Raw genomic sequence first — 16,189 nt, 5'->3', positions numbered from 1 at the left:
TTTACGATCTCCTGGATTACACGCGGCGCTTCTTCGGCGGACGGCACCCGTTGTGCGGGATAGGCGTCACGTCGGTGATGCTGGCGATCTTATAGCCACAGCCGTTCAATGCACGGACAGCGGACTCACGACCTGGACCTGGACCCTTGACGTTGACGTCGAGGTTTTTCAGGCCATATTCCAGCGCAGCTTGACCAGCACGTTCAGCAGCTACTTGAGCAGCAAACGGGGTGGACTTGCGGGAACCGCGGAAACCCGAACCACCGGAGGTAGCCCAAGAAAGCGCGTTACCTTGACGGTCGGTGATGGTCACGATGGTGTTGTTAAAAGAAGCATGGATGTGGGCGATGCCATCAACCACTGTCTTTTTAACTTTTTTACGAGGACGAGCAGCAGGTTTTGCCATGATTAATTTCCTGTCGATTCGCTGGGGCGATTACTTGCGGATCGGCTTACGCGGACCTTTACGGGTGCGCGCGTTAGTCTTGGTACGCTGACCGCGTACTGGAAGACCACGACGATGACGCAGACCGCGATAGCAACCGAGGTCCATCAAACGCTTGATTTTCATGTTGACTTCGCGACGCAGGTCACCTTCAGTGGTGAACTTCGCCACTTCGCCACGCAACTGTTCAATCTGCTCGTCGCTCAGATCCTTGATCTTAGCGGCTGGGTTTACCCCAGCGTCTGCGCAAATTTTCTGCGCAGTTGTGCGACCAACACCATAGATGTAGGTCAGCGAGATAACAGTGTGCTTGTTATCTGGAATGTTAACGCCTGCAATACGGGCCATTCAGTGGGACTCCAATTGACAGCTACCTACGCCCCGGAAGCCAAGAAATAGGGCGCGAGATAATATCGCTGTAATAACAAATAATCAACCCGGTAGCGCACTAGCTACCGGGCTTCAAGCGGATCACACTCAGCCTTGGCGCTGTTTGTGACGCGGTTCCGCGCTGCAAATTACTCGAACAACACCTTCGCGGCGAATAATCTTGCAGTTACGGCACAGCTTTTTCACCGATGCACGAACTTTCATCACCAACTCCTCGAACCTTATGGGTACTCAGCGCAACATGCCGCTGCCGTAACCCTTCAGGTTGGCTTTCTTCATCAGGGATTCGTACTGGTGCGAAACGAGGTGCGATTGTACTTGGGACATGAAGTCCATCACAACCACGACCACGATCAGCAACGAGGTCCCGCCAAGGTAGAACGGAACGTTTGCCGCGACCACCAGGAACTGGGGAAGCAAACATACGGCCGTCATATAAAGAGCACCGAACAGGGTCAAACGAGTCAAAACGCCATCAATGTAGCGCGCCGACTGCTCGCCCGGACGGATACCCGGAATAAAGGCACCGGACTTCTTCAGGTTTTCCGCTACGTCTTTCGGATTGAACATCAACGCCGTATAGAAGAAGCAGAAGAAAATAATCCCTGCACTAAACAGCAGAATATTCAACGGCTGACCAGGAGCGATCGACTGCGAGAGGTCCTGCAACCAGCCTAGACCATCAGACTGACCGAACCAGGCCCCCAGCGAAGCCGGGAACAGCAAAATGCTGCTTGCGAAAATGGCCGGAATAACACCAGCCATGTTCACTTTCAAAGGCAAATGGCTAGTCTGTGCAGCAAACACCTTGCGGCCCTGCTGACGCTTGGCGTAGTGAACAGCGATACGACGCTGACCACGCTCAATGAACACCACAAAACCGATAATCGCTACTGCCAGCAGACCGATGGCAACCAGGGCGAAGATATTGATATCACCCTGACGCGCAGACTCGAAAGACTGCCCTATTGCCCTCGGAAGACCGGCGACGATACCTGCGAAAATCAACATCGAGATACCGTTGCCAACTCCACGCTCAGTAATCTGCTCACCCAGCCACATCATGAACATCGCGCCAGCCACAAATGTGGTTACCGCAACGAAATGGAAGCCAAAGTCACCAGTGAACGCTACGCCCTGCCCCGCCAAGCCTATGGACATGCCAATAGCCTGGACGAGAGCAAGAGCGACAGTGAGGTAGCGGGTGTACTGGCTTATCTTGCGACGACCAGCTTCACCTTCCTTCTTCAACTGCTCCAGCTGCGGGCTCACGGCGGTCATCAGTTGCATGATGATCGATGCCGAGATGTACGGCATGATCCCCAGTGCAAAGATGCTCATCCGTTCCAGCGCGCCGCCGGAAAACATGTTGAACAAGCTAAGAATGGTCCCCTCATTCTGTCGAAACAGGTCTGCGAGTCGGTCCGGGTTGATACCTGGAACCGGGATGTGTGCGCCTATTCGGTAGACGATAATCGCCAGGAACAGAAAACGCAGACGAGCCCAAAGTTCAGACATACCGCCTTTGCCGAGCGCTGAGAGAGCACCTTGCTTAGCCATTTATTCCTCGAACTTGCCGCCAGCTGCTTCGATAGCCGAACGCGCACCTTTGGTGGCGCCGATTCCCTTGCCGATAGTGACAGCGCGAGTCACTTCACCGGACAGCATGATTTTCACACGCTGTACGTTGACGTTGATCACGTTGGCATCTTTCAGGGTCTGCACGGTAACGATGTCGCCTTCCACTTTGGCCAGCTCGGACAGACGCACTTCTGCGCGATCCATGGCTTTCAGGGAAACGAAACCGAACTTCGGCAGGCGACGATGCAGCGGCTGTTGACCGCCTTCAAAGCCTGGAGCGATGGTGCCACCGGAGCGGGAGGTCTGACCTTTGTGACCACGGCCACCAGTCTTACCCAAACCGCTACCGATACCACGGCCCGGACGATGCTTTTCGCGACGGGAACCCGGCGCTGGACTCAGATCATTGAGTTTCATCGATTAACCCTCGACACGCAGCATGTAGTAAGCCTTGTTGATCATCCCGCGATTCTCGGGAGTATCAATGACTTCTACAGTGTGACCGATGCGACGCAGACCCAGACCCTTAACGCACAGTTTGTGGTTAGGGATGCGGCCGGTCATGCTTTTGATCAGCGTTACTTTTACGGTAGCCATGATCAGAAGATCTCCTGGACGCTTTTGCCACGCTTGGCGGCAATGGATTCAGGGGACTGCATAGCCTTCAAACCTTTGAAAGTGGCGTGAACCACGTTTACCGGGTTAGTCGAGCCGTAGCACTTGGCCAGAACGTTCTGAACGCCAGCAACTTCGAGAACGGCACGCATAGCGCCGCCAGCGATGATACCGGTACCTTCAGAAGCAGGCTGCATGTACACCTTCGAAGCGCCGTGGGCGGACTTCATTGCGTACTGCAGCGTGGTGCCGTTCAGATCAACCTGGATCATGTTGCGACGAGCAGCTTCCATTGCCTTCTGGATCGCAGCAGGCACTTCACGTGACTTGCCACGGCCGAAGCCAACGCGCCCTTTACCATCACCCACCACGGTCAACGCGGTGAAAGTGAAGATACGGCCGCCTTTAACGGTTTTGGCTACGCGGTTAACTTGAACCAGCTTCTCGATGTAGCCTTCGTCGCGCTTTTGGTCGTTATTTGACATAACTTAGAACTCCAGCCCAGCTTCACGAGCAGCATCAGCCAGCGCCTTGACGCGACCGTGGTACTTGAAGCCAGAGCGGTCGAAAGCCACCTGCGAGACGCCAGCGGCTTTAGCACGCGTAGCGACCAGCTGGCCAACCTTAGTGGCCGCGTCGATGTTGCCAGTGGCACCATCACGCAGTTCTTTATCCAAAGTCGAGGCGCTTGCCAGGACTTTGTTGCCGTCGGCCGAAATGACCTGGGCGTAGATGTGCTGCGACGAGCGGAACACGCAGAGACGCACGACTTCGAGTTCGTGCATTTTCAGGCGTGCTTTGCGAGCGCGACGCAGTCGAGTAACTTTTTTGTCGGTCATTTGCTATGCCCTACTTCTTCTTGGCTTCTTTACGACGGACGACTTCGTCCGCGTAGCGCACACCTTTGCCTTTGTACGGCTCTGGTGGACGGAAGTCGCGGATCTCAGCGGCCACCTGACCTACCAGCTGCTTGTCGATACCCCTGATCAGGATATCGGTCTGGCTAGGGGTCTCAGCGGTGATGCCTTCCGGCAGTTCGTAATCCACTGGGTGCGAGAAGCCAAGGGCCAGGTTCAAAACCGAGCCTTTTGCTTGCGCTTTGTAACCAACACCGACCAGCTGGAGCTTACGCTCGAAGCCTTGGCTTACGCCCTGGACCATGTTGTTTACCAACGCACGCGTGGTACCGGCCATTGCGCGAGTTTGTTGATCGCCATTGCGAGCAGCGAAACGCAGCTCACCAGCTTCTTCAACGATCTCAACGGACGAATGGATGTTCAGTTCAAGAGTGCCCTTGGCACCCTTCACCGAAAGCTGTTGGCCTGCGAATTTGATTTCGACACCGGCTGGCAGCTTAACGGGGTTCTTAGCGACGCGAGACATGCTTATCCCCCCTTAGAACACAGTGCAAAGAACTTCGCCGCCGACACCGGCAGCGCGCGCAGCACGATCCGTCATCACACCTTTGTTGGTGGAGACGATAGACACGCCGAGACCGCCACGAACTTTCGGCAGATCTTCAACGGACTTGTACTGACGCAGGCCTGGACGGCTAACGCGCTTCACTTCCTCGATGACCGGACGGCCTTCGAAGTACTTCAGCTCGATGGACAACAGCGGTTTGCTTTCGCTGCTGATCTGATAACCCGCAATGTAGCCTTCGTCTTTGAGAACTTTGGCAACAGCTACCTTCAACGTGGAAGATGGCATGCTTACGACGGACTTTTCAGCCATCTGGGCATTACGGATACGAGTTAGCATGTCCGCTAACGGGTCCTGCATACTCATGGGCTAGACGCTCCTAATACAAAAAAATCAGCCTTGCGGCTACATATGTCGCCGAGAATCTCCGAGCACAAAAAACACGGGCTCAGGCGAGCCGCGTATTTTAGACACACTGCAGAAATGAAACAAGCCCCAAAAGGGGCTTGTTCCAGATTCTAGGCCACCGGCGGTCAGTATCTTGCGATTCTGACCGCTTGGACGTCGAAAGTACTTACCAGCTGGCTTTAACCAGACCCGGTACGTCACCACGCATTGCCGCTTCACGCAGTTTGTTACGGCCGAGGCCGAACTTGCGGTAAACGCCGTGTGGACGACCGGTCAGGCGGCAGCGGTTACGCATGCGCGAGGCGCTTGCGTCACGTGGCTGCTTCTGCAGGGCAACTGTAGCTTCCCAACGCGCTTCTGGACTTGCGTTCAGATCAACGATGATAGCTTTCAGTGCTGCACGCTTTTTGGCGTACTTGGCAACCGTGAGCTGACGCTTCAGCTCGCGGTTTTTCATGCTCATCTTGGCCATGGTCCTACTCCAATCAGTTGCGGAACGGGAATTTGAACGCACGCAGTAGAGCGCGGCCTTCATCATCGTTCTTGGCAGTGGTGGTCAGGGTGATGTCCAGACCGCGGAGAGCATCGATCTTGTCGTAGTCGATTTCCGGGAAGATGATCTGCTCTTTAACGCCCATGCTGTAGTTACCACGACCATCGAAGGACTTGGCATTCAGGCCGCGGAAGTCGCGAACCCGAGGCAGGGAGATCGACAGCAGACGATCCAGGAATTCATACATACGCTCACGACGCAGGGTCACTTTGACGCCGATCGGCCAACCTTCACGGACTTTAAAGCCAGCGATGGATTTCCGAGCGTAGGTCACAACGACTTTCTGGCCGGTGATCTTTTCCAGGTCAGCAACAGCGTGCTCGATGACTTTTTTGTCGCCGATCGCTTCGCCCAGACCCATGTTCAGGGTGATTTTTGTAACGCGCGGAACTTCCATCACGTTCGAAAGCTTAAGTTCTTCCTTAAGCTTAGGAGCGATTTCCTTCCGGTAAATCTCTTTTAGTCGTGCCATGGTCTCATCTACCTAGCAGTGTTCAAGCATCAACCGCTTTTTGGGTCGACTTGAAGACACGAATTTTTTTGCCGTCTTCTACTTTGAAACCAACGCGGTCAGCCTTGTTGGTTTCGCCGTTGAAAATGGCAACGTTGGAAGCGTGCAATGGCGCTTCTTTCTCGACGATACCGCCCTGTACGCCCGACGCCGGGTTAGGCTTGGTATGACGCTTAACCAGGTTCAAACCACCAACGACCAGACGGTCGTCAGCGAGAACCTTAAGCACCTTACCGCGCTTACCTTTGTCTTTGCCGGCGATCACGATGATCTCGTCGTCACGACGAATCTTTTGCATGTCGGATCTCCTTACAGCACTTCTGGGGCGAGCGAGACGATCTTCATGAACTTCTCAGTACGAAGTTCACGGGTCACTGGCCCAAAGATACGGGTGCCGATCGGCTCTTGCTTGTTGTTCAGAAGAACAGCAGCGTTGCCATCAAAGCGGATAATGGAGCCATCTGCACGGCGCACGCCGTGACGAGTGCGGACTACAACAGCAGTCATCACTTGGCCTTTTTTCACTTTACCGCGAGGAATTGCTTCCTTCACGGTAACTTTGATGATGTCACCGATACCAGCGTAACGACGATGGGAGCCACCCAGCACCTTGATGCACATAACACGGCGAGCGCCGCTGTTATCGGCCACATCGAGCATGGATTGAGTCTGAATCATATAATTTCTCCGACCCCTAGCCCTTAGACTTCCACAGCGCGTTCGAGAACATCAACCAGTGCCCAAGACTTAGTCTTGGCCAGCGGACGAGTTTCACGAATAGTGACCTTGTCGCCGATGTGGCACTGATTGGTTTCGTCGTGCGCGTGCAGCTTAGTCGAACGCTTAACATATTTACCGTAGATCGGGTGCTTAACGCGACGCTCGATCAAAACGGTGATGGTTTTGTCCATCTTATCGCTGACAACACGGCCAGTCAGCGTACGGACAGTCTTTTCGGCTTCAGCCATGATCACTTACCTGCCTGCTGGTTGAGCACAGTCTTCACGCGAGCGATGTCACGCTTAACTTGCGAGAGCAGATGAGACTGCCCCAACTGGCCAGTTGCTTTCTGCATACGCAGATTGAACTGGTCGCGCAGCAAGCCGAGCAGTTGCTCGTTCAGCTGCTGTGCGGATTTTTCACGAAGTTCTTTCGCTTTCATCACATCACCGTCCGTTTAACAAAGGAGGTGGCGAGCGGCAGCTTTGCAGCAGCCAGGGCGAAAGCCTCACGCGCCAGCTCTTCAGAAACACCCTCGATTTCATACAGGACTTTGCCTGGCTGAATCTGGGCAACCCAGTACTCCACGTTACCCTTACCTTTACCCATCCGAACTTCGAGTGGCTTTTTGGTTACAGGCTTGTCCGGGAATACACGGATCCAGATCTTGCCGCCACGTTTAACGTGACGGGTCAGTGCACGACGCGCTGACTCGATCTGACGAGCGGTGAGACGACCACGAGCTACAGACTTCAGCGCGAACTCGCCGAAGCTGACTTTGCTACCGCGCTGAGCCAGACCACGGTTGTGGCCTGTCATCTGCTTGCGGAACTTCGTACGCTTAGGTTGCAACATTTGGCGTACCCCTTACTTAGCAGCTTTTTTACGAGGCGCTGGTGCTTGTGGCTTCAGCTCTTCTTGGCGACCACCAATTACTTCGCCTTTGAAGATCCAAACCTTTACACCGATCACACCGTAAGTGGTGTGAGCTTCGTAGTTGGCATAGTCGATGTCGGCACGCAGGGTGTGCAATGGCACACGACCTTCGCGATACCATTCAGTACGTGCAATTTCAGCACCGCCGAGACGACCGCTCACTTGGATTTTGATGCCTTTGGCACCAATGCGCATGGCGTTCTGTACTGCGCGCTTCATAGCGCGACGGAACATTACACGACGCTCCAGCTGCTGAGCTACGCTCTGCGCAACCAGCATACCGTCGAGCTCCGGCTTGCGGATCTCTTCGATATTGATGTGCACAGGCACACCCATTTGCTTGGTCAGGTCCTGACGCAGTTTCTCAACATCTTCACCTTTCTTCCCGATAACGATACCTGGGCGAGCGGTGTGGATGGTGATACGTGCAGTTTGAGCCGGACGATGGATATCGATACGGCTTACGGACGCGCTTTTTAGTTTGTCTTGGAGATACTCGCGCACCTTCAGATCAGCGAACAAATAGTCCGCATAAGTCCGACCGTCTGCGTACCAGACGGAGGTGTGCTCCTTGACGATTCCCAGGCGAATGCCAATGGGATGTACTTTCTGACCCATCTCTTCGACTCCGTTACTTGTCAGCAACCTTGACAGTGATATGGCAAGACCGCTTGACGATGCGATCAGCACGGCCTTTGGCACGTGGCATGATGCGCTTCAGCGAACGCCCTTCGTTGACGAAAACGGTGCTGACCTTCAGGTCATCAACGTCTGCGCCTTCGTTATGCTCGGCGTTGGCTACGGCCGACTCCAGCACTTTTTTCATGATCTCGGCGGCTTTCTTACTGCTGAAAGCCAACAGGTTGAGCGCTTCGCCCACCTTCTTCCCGCGGATCTGGTCGGCGACCAAGCGGGCTTTCTGGGCGGAGATTCGAGCGCCCGACAACTTAGCGGCTACTTCCATTTCCTAACCCCTTAACGCTTGGCTTTCTTGTCTGCCACGTGCCCACGATAAGTGCGGGTACCGGCAAACTCGCCTAGTTTGTGGCCGACCATGTCTTCGTTAACGAGAACCGGGACGTGTTGACGACCGTTGTGTACTGCGATGGTCAAACCGACCATTTGTGGCAGGATCATCGAACGACGCGACCAGGTCTTAACTGGTTTGCGATCGTTCTTTTCCGCCGCCACTTCGATCTTCTTCAGTAGGTGAAGATCAATAAAAGGACCTTTTTTCAGAGAACGTGGCACTGTCGTATCCCTCTATTTACTTGCGACGACGGACGATCATTTTGTCGGTACGCTTATTACCACGAGTCTTCGCGCCCTTAGTCGGGAAGCCCCATGGCGATACCGGATGACGACCACCAGAGGTACGACCTTCACCACCACCATGTGGGTGGTCAACCGGGTTCATGGCAACACCACGAACGGTTGGGCGAACGCCACGCCAGCGTTTGGCACCAGCTTTACCCAGCGAACGCAGGCTGTGCTCGGAGTTCGAGACTTCACCCAAGGTCGCGCGGCATTCAGCCAGCACTTTACGCATCTCACCAGAACGCAGACGCAGGGTCACGTAGACACCTTCACGAGCGATCAGCTGAGCCGAAGCACCAGCGGAACGAGCGATTTGCGCGCCTTTACCTGGCTTCAATTCGATGCCGTGTACGGTGCTACCAACTGGAATGTTACGCAGTTGCAGAGCGTTGCCCGGCTTGATCGGCGCCAAGGCACCTGCGATCAGCTGGTCGCCAGCACTCACGCCTTTAGGCGCGATGATGTAGCGACGCTCGCCATCTGCGTACAGCAGCAGAGCGATGTGAGCAGTACGGTTTGGATCGTATTCGATACGCTCGACGGTGGCAGCGATGCCATCCTTGTCGTTGCGACGGAAGTCGACCAGACGATAATGCTGCTTATGGCCACCACCGATGTGACGAGTGGTAATGCGACCATTGTTGTTACGACCACCAGACTTCGATTTTTTCTCGAGCAGCGGTGCGTGAGGAGCGCCTTTATGCAGCTCCTGGTTGACCACCTTGACCACAAAACGGCGGCCAGGGGAAGTCGGTTTGCATTTAACGATTGCCATGATGCACCCCTTCCTTACTCAGCACTGCTGCTGAAATCGAGATCTTGGCCTGGCTGAAGGGAGATAACTGCCTTCTTCCAGTCATTACGCTTGCCCAGACCGCGAGCAGTGCGCTTGCTCTTACCCAGAACATTCAGGGTAGTAACACGCTCTACTTTCACGCTGAACAGGCTTTCGACGGCCTTCTTGATTTCCAGCTTGGTTGCGTCAGTTGCAACCTTGAAAACGAACTGACCTTTCTTGTCAGCCAGAACCGTAGCCTTTTCGGAAACGTGCGGGCCAAGCAGAACTTTAAATACGCGTTCCTGGTTCATCCCAGCAGCTCCTCGAATTTCTTCACGGCCGACACGGTGATCAACACCTTGTCGTATGCGATCAGACTAACTGGATCGGAACCTTGCACGTCACGTACATCAACGTGGGGCAGGTTGCGAGCAGCCAGGTACAGGTTCTGATCAACAGCTTCAGACACGATCAAAACGTCGGTCAGGCTCATGTTGTTCAGTTTGCCCAGCAGATCTTTGGTCTTCGGACTTTCAACAGCGAAGTCCTGAACCACGACCAGACGGTCAGTACGCACGAGTTCAGCAAGGATGGAGCGCAGAGCTGCGCGGTACATCTTCTTGTTGAGCTTCTGCGAGTGATCCTGCGGACGAGCTGCGAAAGTGGTACCACCGCCACGCCAGATTGGGCTACGGATAGTACCGGCACGAGCACGGCCAGTACCTTTTTGACGCCAAGGGCGCTTACCGCCACCACGAACGTCGGAACGGGTCTTTTGCTGCTTGCTACCTTGACGGCCGCCGGCCATGTAGGCCACGACTGCTTGGTGAACCAGCGTCTCGTTGAACTCGCCGCCAAACGTCAGTTCGGAAACTTCGATCGCTTGAGCGTCATTTACATTTAATTGCATGTCAGCTTCCCCTTAACCGCGAGCCTTGGCCGCTGGACGTACAACCAGGTTGCCGCCAGTAGCGCCAGGAACAGCACCCTTGACCAACAACAGATTGCGTTCAGCGTCGACGCGCACTACTTCGAGGGACTGCACGGTCACGCGCTCAGCGCCCATATGACCGGACATTTTTTTGCCCTTGAATACACGACCAGGAGTCTGGCACTGGCCAATAGAGCCCGGGACGCGGTGGGAAACGGAGTTACCGTGAGTGTTGTCTTGACCACGGAAATTCCAACGCTTGATCGTACCCTGGAAGCCTTTACCCTTGGACTGACCGGTTACATCAACCAGTTGACCAGCGGCGAAGATTTCAGCGTTGATCAGATCGCCAGCCTGGTAGTCGCCGTCTTCGAGACGGAACTCCATAACAGTGCGACCAGCTGCAACGTTTGCTTTAGCGAAGTGACCCGCTTGAGCAGCAGTCACACGCGAAGCACGACGCTCGCCGACAGTGACTTGCACTGCACGATAGCCATCGGTCTCTTCAGTTTTGAACTGGGTGACGCGATTCGGTTCGATCTCAATGACCGTGACCGGAATGGAGACACCTTCTTCGGTGAAAATACGGGTCATACCGCATTTACGACCGACTACACCAATAGTCATGTTGTAAACCTCATGAGTGTACGGGGCTTTCACCCGCTATGGCCGCCCATTTCAGAGCGTTACACGACTAAGACCCGAGTCTTAGCCGAGGCTGATCTGTACTTCCACACCGGCCGCCAGATCAAGCTTCATAAGTGCATCAACGGTTTTATCCGTTGGCTGGACGATGTCCAGAACGCGCTTATGAGTACGGATCTCGTACTGGTCACGCGCGTCTTTGTTGACGTGCGGAGAGACCAGAACGGTGAACCGCTCTTTGCGGGTAGGCAGTGGAATAGGACCACGCACTTGAGCACCAGTACGTTTCGCGGTTTCCACGATTTCCTGGGTGGATTGGTCGATCAGGCGATGGTCAAAAGCCTTCAACCTGATACGGATTTGCTGATTTTGCATTGGATTTCAGACTCCGGCTGCTATTCCCACCGGGCGCACTGCGCCCGTTAAAAGGAGGCGCAATTCTATAGACGCCCCTGATAGGTGTCAACCCAATAAAAAAGCCCCCGCTGAGCGGGGGCTTTTTCAAAACATCAAAGCTAACTCAAAAGAGCTTACTCGATGATTTTAGCTACAACACCAGCACCAACGGTACGGCCGCCTTCACGGATAGCGAAGCGCAGACCGTCTTCCATTGCGATGGTCTTGATCAGGGTGACAACCATTTTGATGTTGTCGCCCGGCATTACCATCTCAACGCCTTCCGGCAGTTCGCAGTTACCAGTCACGTCAGTAGTACGGAAGTAGAACTGTGGACGGTAGCCTTTGAAGAACGGAGTGTGACGACCGCCTTCTTCTTTGCTCAGCACGTACACTTCAGCTTCGAACTTGGTGTGCGGCTTAACCGAACCTGGCTTGACCAGAACCTGGCCACGCTCAACGTCGTCACGCTTGGTACCACGCAGCAGAACGCCGCAGTTCTCGCCAGCACGACCTTCGTCGAGCAGCTTACGGAACATTTCAACACCGGTGCAGGTGGTGACGGTAGTGTCACGCAGACCAACGATTTCCAGTGGATCCTGAACCTTGACGATACCGCGCTCGATACGGCCAGTTACAACAGTACCACGACCGGAGATCGAGAATACGTCTTCGATTGGCATCAGGAACGGCTTGTCGATAACACGAACTGGATCTGGAATGTAGCTGTCCAGAGTCTCAACCAGCTTACGAACGGCAGTGGTGCCCATTTCGTTTTCGTCGTTACCTTCCAGAGCCATACGAGCAGAACCGATGATGATCGGAGTGTCGTCGCCTGGGAAGTCGTAAGTGCTCAGCAGATCGCGCACTTCCATCTCAACCAGTTCCAGCAGCTCAGCGTCGTCTACCAGGTCAGCCTTGTTCAGGAAAACCACGATGTACGGAACGCCAACCTGACGGGACAGCAGGATGTGCTCACGGGTTTGTGGCATCGGACCATCAGCGGCCGAGCAAACCAGGATTGCGCCGTCCATCTGGGCAGCACCGGTGATCATGTTCTTCACATAGTCAGCGTGACCTGGGCAGTCAACGTGAGCGTAGTGACGGATCAGCGAGTTGTATTCAACGTGCGCGGTGTTGATGGTGATACCACGAGCTTTTTCTTCTGGCGCGCTGTCGATTTTATCGAAATCAACGATTGCCGAACCGAATACTTCGGAGCAAACGCGAGTCAGAGCAGCAGTCAGAGTGGTTTTACCATGGTCAACGTGACCGATAGTGCCAACGTTGACGTGCGGTAGGGAACGATCAAATTTTTCTTTAGCCACGACAATTAACTCCTTGCCTAAAGGACTGAATCAGCCTTGTTTTTTGGTAACAGTTTCGACGATATGCGACGGCGCTGTATTGTATTTTTTGAATTCCATAGAGTAGCTTGCGCGACCTTGGGACATGGAACGAACGTCGGTTGCATAACCGAACATCTCACCCAACGGAACCTCGGCACGAATTACTTTGCCGGAAACCGTGTCTTCCATACCCAGGATCATGCCGCGACGACGGTTAAGGTCGCCCATCACGTCACCCATATAGTCTTCAGGCGTAACAACTTCTACTGCCATGATTGGTTCAAGCAACTCACCACCGCCCTTCTGGGCCAGTTGCTTGGTAGCCATGGAAGCAGCCACCTTAAACGCCATCTCGTTGGAGTCGACGTCATGGTAAGAACCATCAAAAACGGTCGCCTTCAGGCCGATGAGCGGATAGCCGGCAACAACACCGTTCTTCATCTGCTCTTCGATACCCTTCTGGATCGCCGGGATGTATTCCTTAGGAACCACACCACCAACCACTTCGTTCACGAATTGCAGACCTTCCTGACCTTCGTCAGCAGGAGCAAAACGGATCCAGCAATGACCGAACTGGCCACGACCGCCGGATTGACGAACGAACTTGCCTTCGATTTCACAGTTCTTCGTGATGCGCTCACGATAGGAAACCTGAGGCTTACCGATGTTGGCTTCGACGTTGAACTCACGGCGCATCCGGTCAACCAGGATGTCCAGGTGCAACTCGCCCATGCCAGAGATGATCGTTTGACCAGTCTCTTCATCAGTTTTGACGCGGAAAGATGGGTCTTCCTGAGCAAGCTTGCCCAGAGCGATACCCATTTTTTCCTGGTCATCCTTGGTCTTGGGCTCAACGGCAACCGAAATTACCGGCTCCGGGAAGTCCATGCGAACCAGGATGATTGGCTTGTCAGCGTTGCACAAAGTCTCACCAGTGGTGACGTCCTTCATGCCGATCAGGGCCGCGATGTCGCCAGCGCGCACTTCCTTGATCTCTTCACGGGCGTTTGCGTGCATTTGCACCATACGACCCACGCGCTCTTTCTTACCCTTGACCGAGTTGATTACGCCGTCGCCGGAGTTCAACACGCCCGAGTAAACACGAACGAAAGTCAGGGTACCCACGAATGGGTCGGTAGCGATCTTGAACGCCAGAGCCGAGAACGGCTCGTTGTCGTCTGCATGACGCTCCATTTCCTTTTCCTCGTCATCCGGGTCAGTACCCTTGATGGCAGGAATGTCGCTAGGAGCAGGCAGGTAGTCGATAACAGCGTCGAGAACCAGGGGAACACCCTTGTTCTTGAACGAGGAACCGCAAACAGCCAAGACGATCTCGCCAGCGATAGTACGCTGACGCAGAGCAGCCTTGATCTCCGCGAGGGTGAGCTCTTCACCTTCGAGGTACTTGTTCATCAGCTCTTCGTTGGCTTCGGCCGCAGCCTCAACCAAGTTGTTACGCCACTCGTCAGCCAGTTCCTGCAGCTCAGCAGGAATAGCTTCACGACGAGGAGTCATGCCCTTGTCAGCATCGTTCCAGTAAACAGCTTCCATGGTCAGCAGATCGATCTGGCCCTGGAAATTGTCTTCGGAACCGATTGCCAACTGGATAGGCACCGGAGTGTGACCCAGACGCTGCTTGATCTGACCGATCACGCGCAGGAAGTTCGCACCAGCACGGTCCATCTTGTTGACGTAAACAAGACGCGGAACGCCGTACTTGTTGGCTTGACGCCATACGGTTTCCGACTGAGGCTCAACGCCCGAGGTACCGCAGAACACAACGACAGCGCCGTCGAGTACACGCAGGGAACGCTCAACTTCAATAGTGAAGTCAACGTGGCCCGGGGTATCGATTACGTTGAAGCGGTGCTCGTCTTTGTACTGCTTGGCAGAACCTTTCCAGAAGGCGGTAATAGCAGCAGAAGTAATGGTAATACCACGCTCCTGCTCCTGAACCATCCAGTCTGTGGTCGCGGCGCCATCATGCACCTCGCCCATTTTGTGACTTTTGCCGGTGTAAAACAGTACGCGCTCGGTGGTGGTGGTTTTACCAGCATCCACGTGAGCAACGATACCGATGTTACGGTAGCGGCTAATCGGAGTAGTACGAGCCATAAAGCCCTCGCAAAATTAGTGAAGCTAAGATTAGAAGCGGTAGTGCGAGAAAGCTTTGTTAGCTTCAGCCATACGGTGCACGTCTTCACGCTTCTTAACAGCAGCACCTTTACCTTCAGCAGCGTCCAACAACTCGCCGGCCAAACGCAGAGCCATAGACTTCTCGCCGCGCTTACGGGCGAAGTCTACCAACCAGCGCATTGCCAGAGCGTTACGACGGGACGGACGAACTTCGACCGGAACCTGGTAAGTAGCACCGCCTACACGGCGCGACTTCACTTCGACCAGCGGAGCGATGGCGTCGAGAGCTTTCTCGAAGATTTCCAGGGGGTCGCTGTTCTTGCGTTCTTTAACCTTTTCCAGCGCGCCATAAACGATACGCTCGGCAACGGCTTTCTTGCCGCTTTCCATCACGTGGTTCATGAACTTGGCCAGAATTTGGCTTCCGTATTTTGGATCGTCAAGCACTTCGCGCTTGGCTGCTACGCGTCTTCTTGGCATGGATAAGCCCTCAAACGGTCTTCAGGTTCGTTCGGAATCGGTGCCCTTGCGGGACGCCTCCGACCTTACTCTTATCGACTCAGAAAATAAGATGATTCAGTTTTACAAAAAGCCGCTACTACTTAGGCTTCTTGGTACCGTACTTCGAACGACCCTGGTTACGACCTTTAACGCCGGAAGTATCCAAGGAGCCGCGTACGGTGTGGTAACGAACACCTGGCAAGTCTTTTACACGACCGCCGCGGATCAGTACCACGCTGTGCTCTTGCAGGTTGTGACCTTCACCACCGATGTACGAGGAAACCTCGAAACCGTTGGTCAGGCGCACACGGCATACTTTACGCAGTGCCGAGTTAGGTTTTTTCGGCGTAGTGGTATACACGCGAGTGCATACGCCACGACGTTGCGGGCAGTTCTGCAGCGCAGGCACGTCGGATTTCTCGACGATACGCTTACGCGGCTGACGTACCAGCTGGTTGATAGTTGCCATCTACTAGCTCCACTGTTGTCTTGCGACGCTATTGTCTTGCAAGAAAAGCAAAATGGCAGGAACGAATTCCCGCCAAATTTAGGGGT

Annotated in this window: 29 protein-coding genes; all 29 read right to left on the bottom strand. The window is 54.4% G+C overall.

Annotation, left to right across the window (positions count from 1 at the left end; genetic code table 11):
- Positions 1-16: 16 nt before the first annotated feature.
- Positions 17-406: a 30S ribosomal protein S11 gene (gene rpsK / locus BLU75_RS26075; RefSeq protein ID WP_002555466.1), complete on the bottom strand. Its 390-nt coding sequence runs from the start codon at positions 404-406 to the stop codon at positions 17-19.
- Positions 407-436: 30 nt separating this feature from the next.
- The gene (gene rpsM, locus BLU75_RS26070) at positions 437-793 is read right to left on the bottom strand and encodes a 30S ribosomal protein S13 (RefSeq protein ID WP_047295790.1); all 357 of its coding nucleotides are present in this window, start codon (positions 791-793) and stop codon (positions 437-439) included.
- Positions 794-922: 129 nt separating this feature from the next.
- Complete coding sequence (gene rpmJ, locus BLU75_RS26065; protein ID WP_002555468.1) at positions 923-1,039, bottom strand: 50S ribosomal protein L36; 117 nt, start codon at positions 1,037-1,039, stop codon at positions 923-925.
- Positions 1,040-1,066: 27 nt separating this feature from the next.
- A complete protein-coding gene (secY, locus tag BLU75_RS26060; protein ID WP_084379729.1) occupies positions 1,067-2,395 on the bottom strand; it encodes a preprotein translocase subunit SecY in 1,329 nt (442 codons plus the stop codon).
- Positions 2,396-2,833: a 50S ribosomal protein L15 gene (gene rplO, locus BLU75_RS26055; protein ID WP_003176407.1), complete on the bottom strand. Its 438-nt coding sequence runs from the start codon at positions 2,831-2,833 to the stop codon at positions 2,396-2,398.
- A gap of 3 nt (positions 2,834-2,836) precedes the next feature.
- Positions 2,837-3,013, bottom strand: a complete 177-nt coding sequence (gene rpmD / locus BLU75_RS26050; RefSeq protein ID WP_084379728.1) for a 50S ribosomal protein L30 — start codon at positions 3,011-3,013, stop codon at positions 2,837-2,839.
- Positions 3,014-3,015: 2 nt separating this feature from the next.
- Positions 3,016-3,516 carry a 30S ribosomal protein S5 gene (gene rpsE / locus BLU75_RS26045; RefSeq protein ID WP_010566852.1) on the bottom strand — a complete coding sequence of 167 codons (501 nt, stop codon included), beginning with the start codon at positions 3,514-3,516 and terminating at the stop codon, positions 3,016-3,018.
- Between the two features lie 3 nt (positions 3,517-3,519).
- Entirely contained in the window at positions 3,520-3,870 is a 351-nt protein-coding gene (gene rplR, locus BLU75_RS26040) for a 50S ribosomal protein L18 (RefSeq protein ID WP_003186037.1), read from the bottom strand.
- Between the two features lie 10 nt (positions 3,871-3,880).
- Positions 3,881-4,414, bottom strand: coding sequence for a 50S ribosomal protein L6 (gene rplF, locus BLU75_RS26035; protein WP_084379727.1), 534 nt, complete (start codon positions 4,412-4,414; stop codon positions 3,881-3,883).
- Between the two features lie 12 nt (positions 4,415-4,426).
- Positions 4,427-4,819 carry a 30S ribosomal protein S8 gene (gene rpsH / locus BLU75_RS26030; protein WP_084379726.1) on the bottom strand — a complete coding sequence of 131 codons (393 nt, stop codon included), beginning with the start codon at positions 4,817-4,819 and terminating at the stop codon, positions 4,427-4,429.
- A 208-nt stretch (positions 4,820-5,027) separates the two neighbouring features.
- Positions 5,028-5,333: a 30S ribosomal protein S14 gene (gene rpsN / locus BLU75_RS26025; protein WP_003176414.1), complete on the bottom strand. Its 306-nt coding sequence runs from the start codon at positions 5,331-5,333 to the stop codon at positions 5,028-5,030.
- A gap of 13 nt (positions 5,334-5,346) precedes the next feature.
- Positions 5,347-5,886 carry a 50S ribosomal protein L5 gene (rplE, locus tag BLU75_RS26020; protein ID WP_003210069.1) on the bottom strand — a complete coding sequence of 180 codons (540 nt, stop codon included), beginning with the start codon at positions 5,884-5,886 and terminating at the stop codon, positions 5,347-5,349.
- Positions 5,887-5,908: 22 nt separating this feature from the next.
- A complete protein-coding gene (rplX, locus tag BLU75_RS26015; RefSeq protein WP_033059465.1) occupies positions 5,909-6,223 on the bottom strand; it encodes a 50S ribosomal protein L24 in 315 nt (104 codons plus the stop codon).
- 11 nt (positions 6,224-6,234) lie between these two features.
- Positions 6,235-6,603 carry a 50S ribosomal protein L14 gene (gene rplN, locus BLU75_RS26010; protein WP_002555479.1) on the bottom strand — a complete coding sequence of 123 codons (369 nt, stop codon included), beginning with the start codon at positions 6,601-6,603 and terminating at the stop codon, positions 6,235-6,237.
- A gap of 23 nt (positions 6,604-6,626) precedes the next feature.
- The gene (gene rpsQ / locus BLU75_RS26005; protein WP_003176419.1) at positions 6,627-6,893 is read right to left on the bottom strand and encodes a 30S ribosomal protein S17; all 267 of its coding nucleotides are present in this window, start codon (positions 6,891-6,893) and stop codon (positions 6,627-6,629) included.
- 2 nt (positions 6,894-6,895) lie between these two features.
- Entirely contained in the window at positions 6,896-7,087 is a 192-nt protein-coding gene (rpmC, locus tag BLU75_RS26000; RefSeq protein WP_084379725.1) for a 50S ribosomal protein L29, read from the bottom strand.
- Positions 7,087-7,500 carry a 50S ribosomal protein L16 gene (rplP, locus tag BLU75_RS25995; protein WP_021209374.1) on the bottom strand — a complete coding sequence of 138 codons (414 nt, stop codon included), beginning with the start codon at positions 7,498-7,500 and terminating at the stop codon, positions 7,087-7,089. The genes rpmC and rplP overlap by 1 nt, the downstream gene beginning before the upstream one ends.
- A 12-nt stretch (positions 7,501-7,512) precedes the next feature.
- Complete coding sequence (gene rpsC, locus BLU75_RS25990; protein WP_003176422.1) at positions 7,513-8,199, bottom strand: 30S ribosomal protein S3; 687 nt, start codon at positions 8,197-8,199, stop codon at positions 7,513-7,515.
- Between the two features lie 13 nt (positions 8,200-8,212).
- Complete coding sequence (rplV, locus tag BLU75_RS25985) at positions 8,213-8,545, bottom strand: 50S ribosomal protein L22 (RefSeq protein WP_003103908.1); 333 nt, start codon at positions 8,543-8,545, stop codon at positions 8,213-8,215.
- An 11-nt stretch (positions 8,546-8,556) separates the two neighbouring features.
- The gene (gene rpsS / locus BLU75_RS25980) at positions 8,557-8,832 is read right to left on the bottom strand and encodes a 30S ribosomal protein S19 (protein WP_002555486.1); all 276 of its coding nucleotides are present in this window, start codon (positions 8,830-8,832) and stop codon (positions 8,557-8,559) included.
- A 16-nt stretch (positions 8,833-8,848) separates the two neighbouring features.
- Positions 8,849-9,673, bottom strand: coding sequence for a 50S ribosomal protein L2 (gene rplB, locus BLU75_RS25975; RefSeq protein WP_003186055.1), 825 nt, complete (start codon positions 9,671-9,673; stop codon positions 8,849-8,851).
- A gap of 14 nt (positions 9,674-9,687) precedes the next feature.
- Positions 9,688-9,987 (bottom strand): 50S ribosomal protein L23, encoded by a 300-nt coding sequence (rplW, locus tag BLU75_RS25970; protein WP_002555488.1) that lies wholly within the window; start codon positions 9,985-9,987, stop codon positions 9,688-9,690.
- Positions 9,984-10,586, bottom strand: a complete 603-nt coding sequence (gene rplD / locus BLU75_RS25965) for a 50S ribosomal protein L4 (RefSeq protein ID WP_003176424.1) — start codon at positions 10,584-10,586, stop codon at positions 9,984-9,986. The genes rplW and rplD overlap by 4 nt, the downstream gene beginning before the upstream one ends.
- 12 nt (positions 10,587-10,598) lie before the next feature.
- Positions 10,599-11,234 carry a 50S ribosomal protein L3 gene (gene rplC / locus BLU75_RS25960; protein ID WP_003194649.1) on the bottom strand — a complete coding sequence of 212 codons (636 nt, stop codon included), beginning with the start codon at positions 11,232-11,234 and terminating at the stop codon, positions 10,599-10,601.
- 81 nt (positions 11,235-11,315) lie between these two features.
- Positions 11,316-11,627, bottom strand: coding sequence for a 30S ribosomal protein S10 (rpsJ, locus tag BLU75_RS25955; RefSeq protein WP_003186070.1), 312 nt, complete (start codon positions 11,625-11,627; stop codon positions 11,316-11,318).
- 155 nt (positions 11,628-11,782) lie between these two features.
- Positions 11,783-12,976 (bottom strand): elongation factor Tu, encoded by a 1,194-nt coding sequence (gene tuf / locus BLU75_RS25950; RefSeq protein ID WP_029299269.1) that lies wholly within the window; start codon positions 12,974-12,976, stop codon positions 11,783-11,785.
- Positions 12,977-13,006: 30 nt separating this feature from the next.
- Positions 13,007-15,112: an elongation factor G gene (gene fusA, locus BLU75_RS25945; protein ID WP_084379724.1), complete on the bottom strand. Its 2,106-nt coding sequence runs from the start codon at positions 15,110-15,112 to the stop codon at positions 13,007-13,009.
- Positions 15,113-15,142: 30 nt separating this feature from the next.
- Positions 15,143-15,613: a 30S ribosomal protein S7 gene (rpsG, locus tag BLU75_RS25940; RefSeq protein WP_002555493.1), complete on the bottom strand. Its 471-nt coding sequence runs from the start codon at positions 15,611-15,613 to the stop codon at positions 15,143-15,145.
- A 118-nt stretch (positions 15,614-15,731) separates the two neighbouring features.
- Positions 15,732-16,103, bottom strand: coding sequence for a 30S ribosomal protein S12 (gene rpsL, locus BLU75_RS25935; protein ID WP_002555494.1), 372 nt, complete (start codon positions 16,101-16,103; stop codon positions 15,732-15,734).
- Positions 16,104-16,189: the final 86 nt, after the last annotated feature.

Origin of the sequence: Pseudomonas mucidolens, from assembly GCF_900106045.1 — a bacterium.
Lineage (GTDB): Bacteria > Pseudomonadota > Gammaproteobacteria > Pseudomonadales > Pseudomonadaceae > Aquipseudomonas > Aquipseudomonas mucidolens.
Note: the sequence above shows the minus strand (reverse complement) of the source record. Positions and strands in the feature narration are given on the sequence as shown.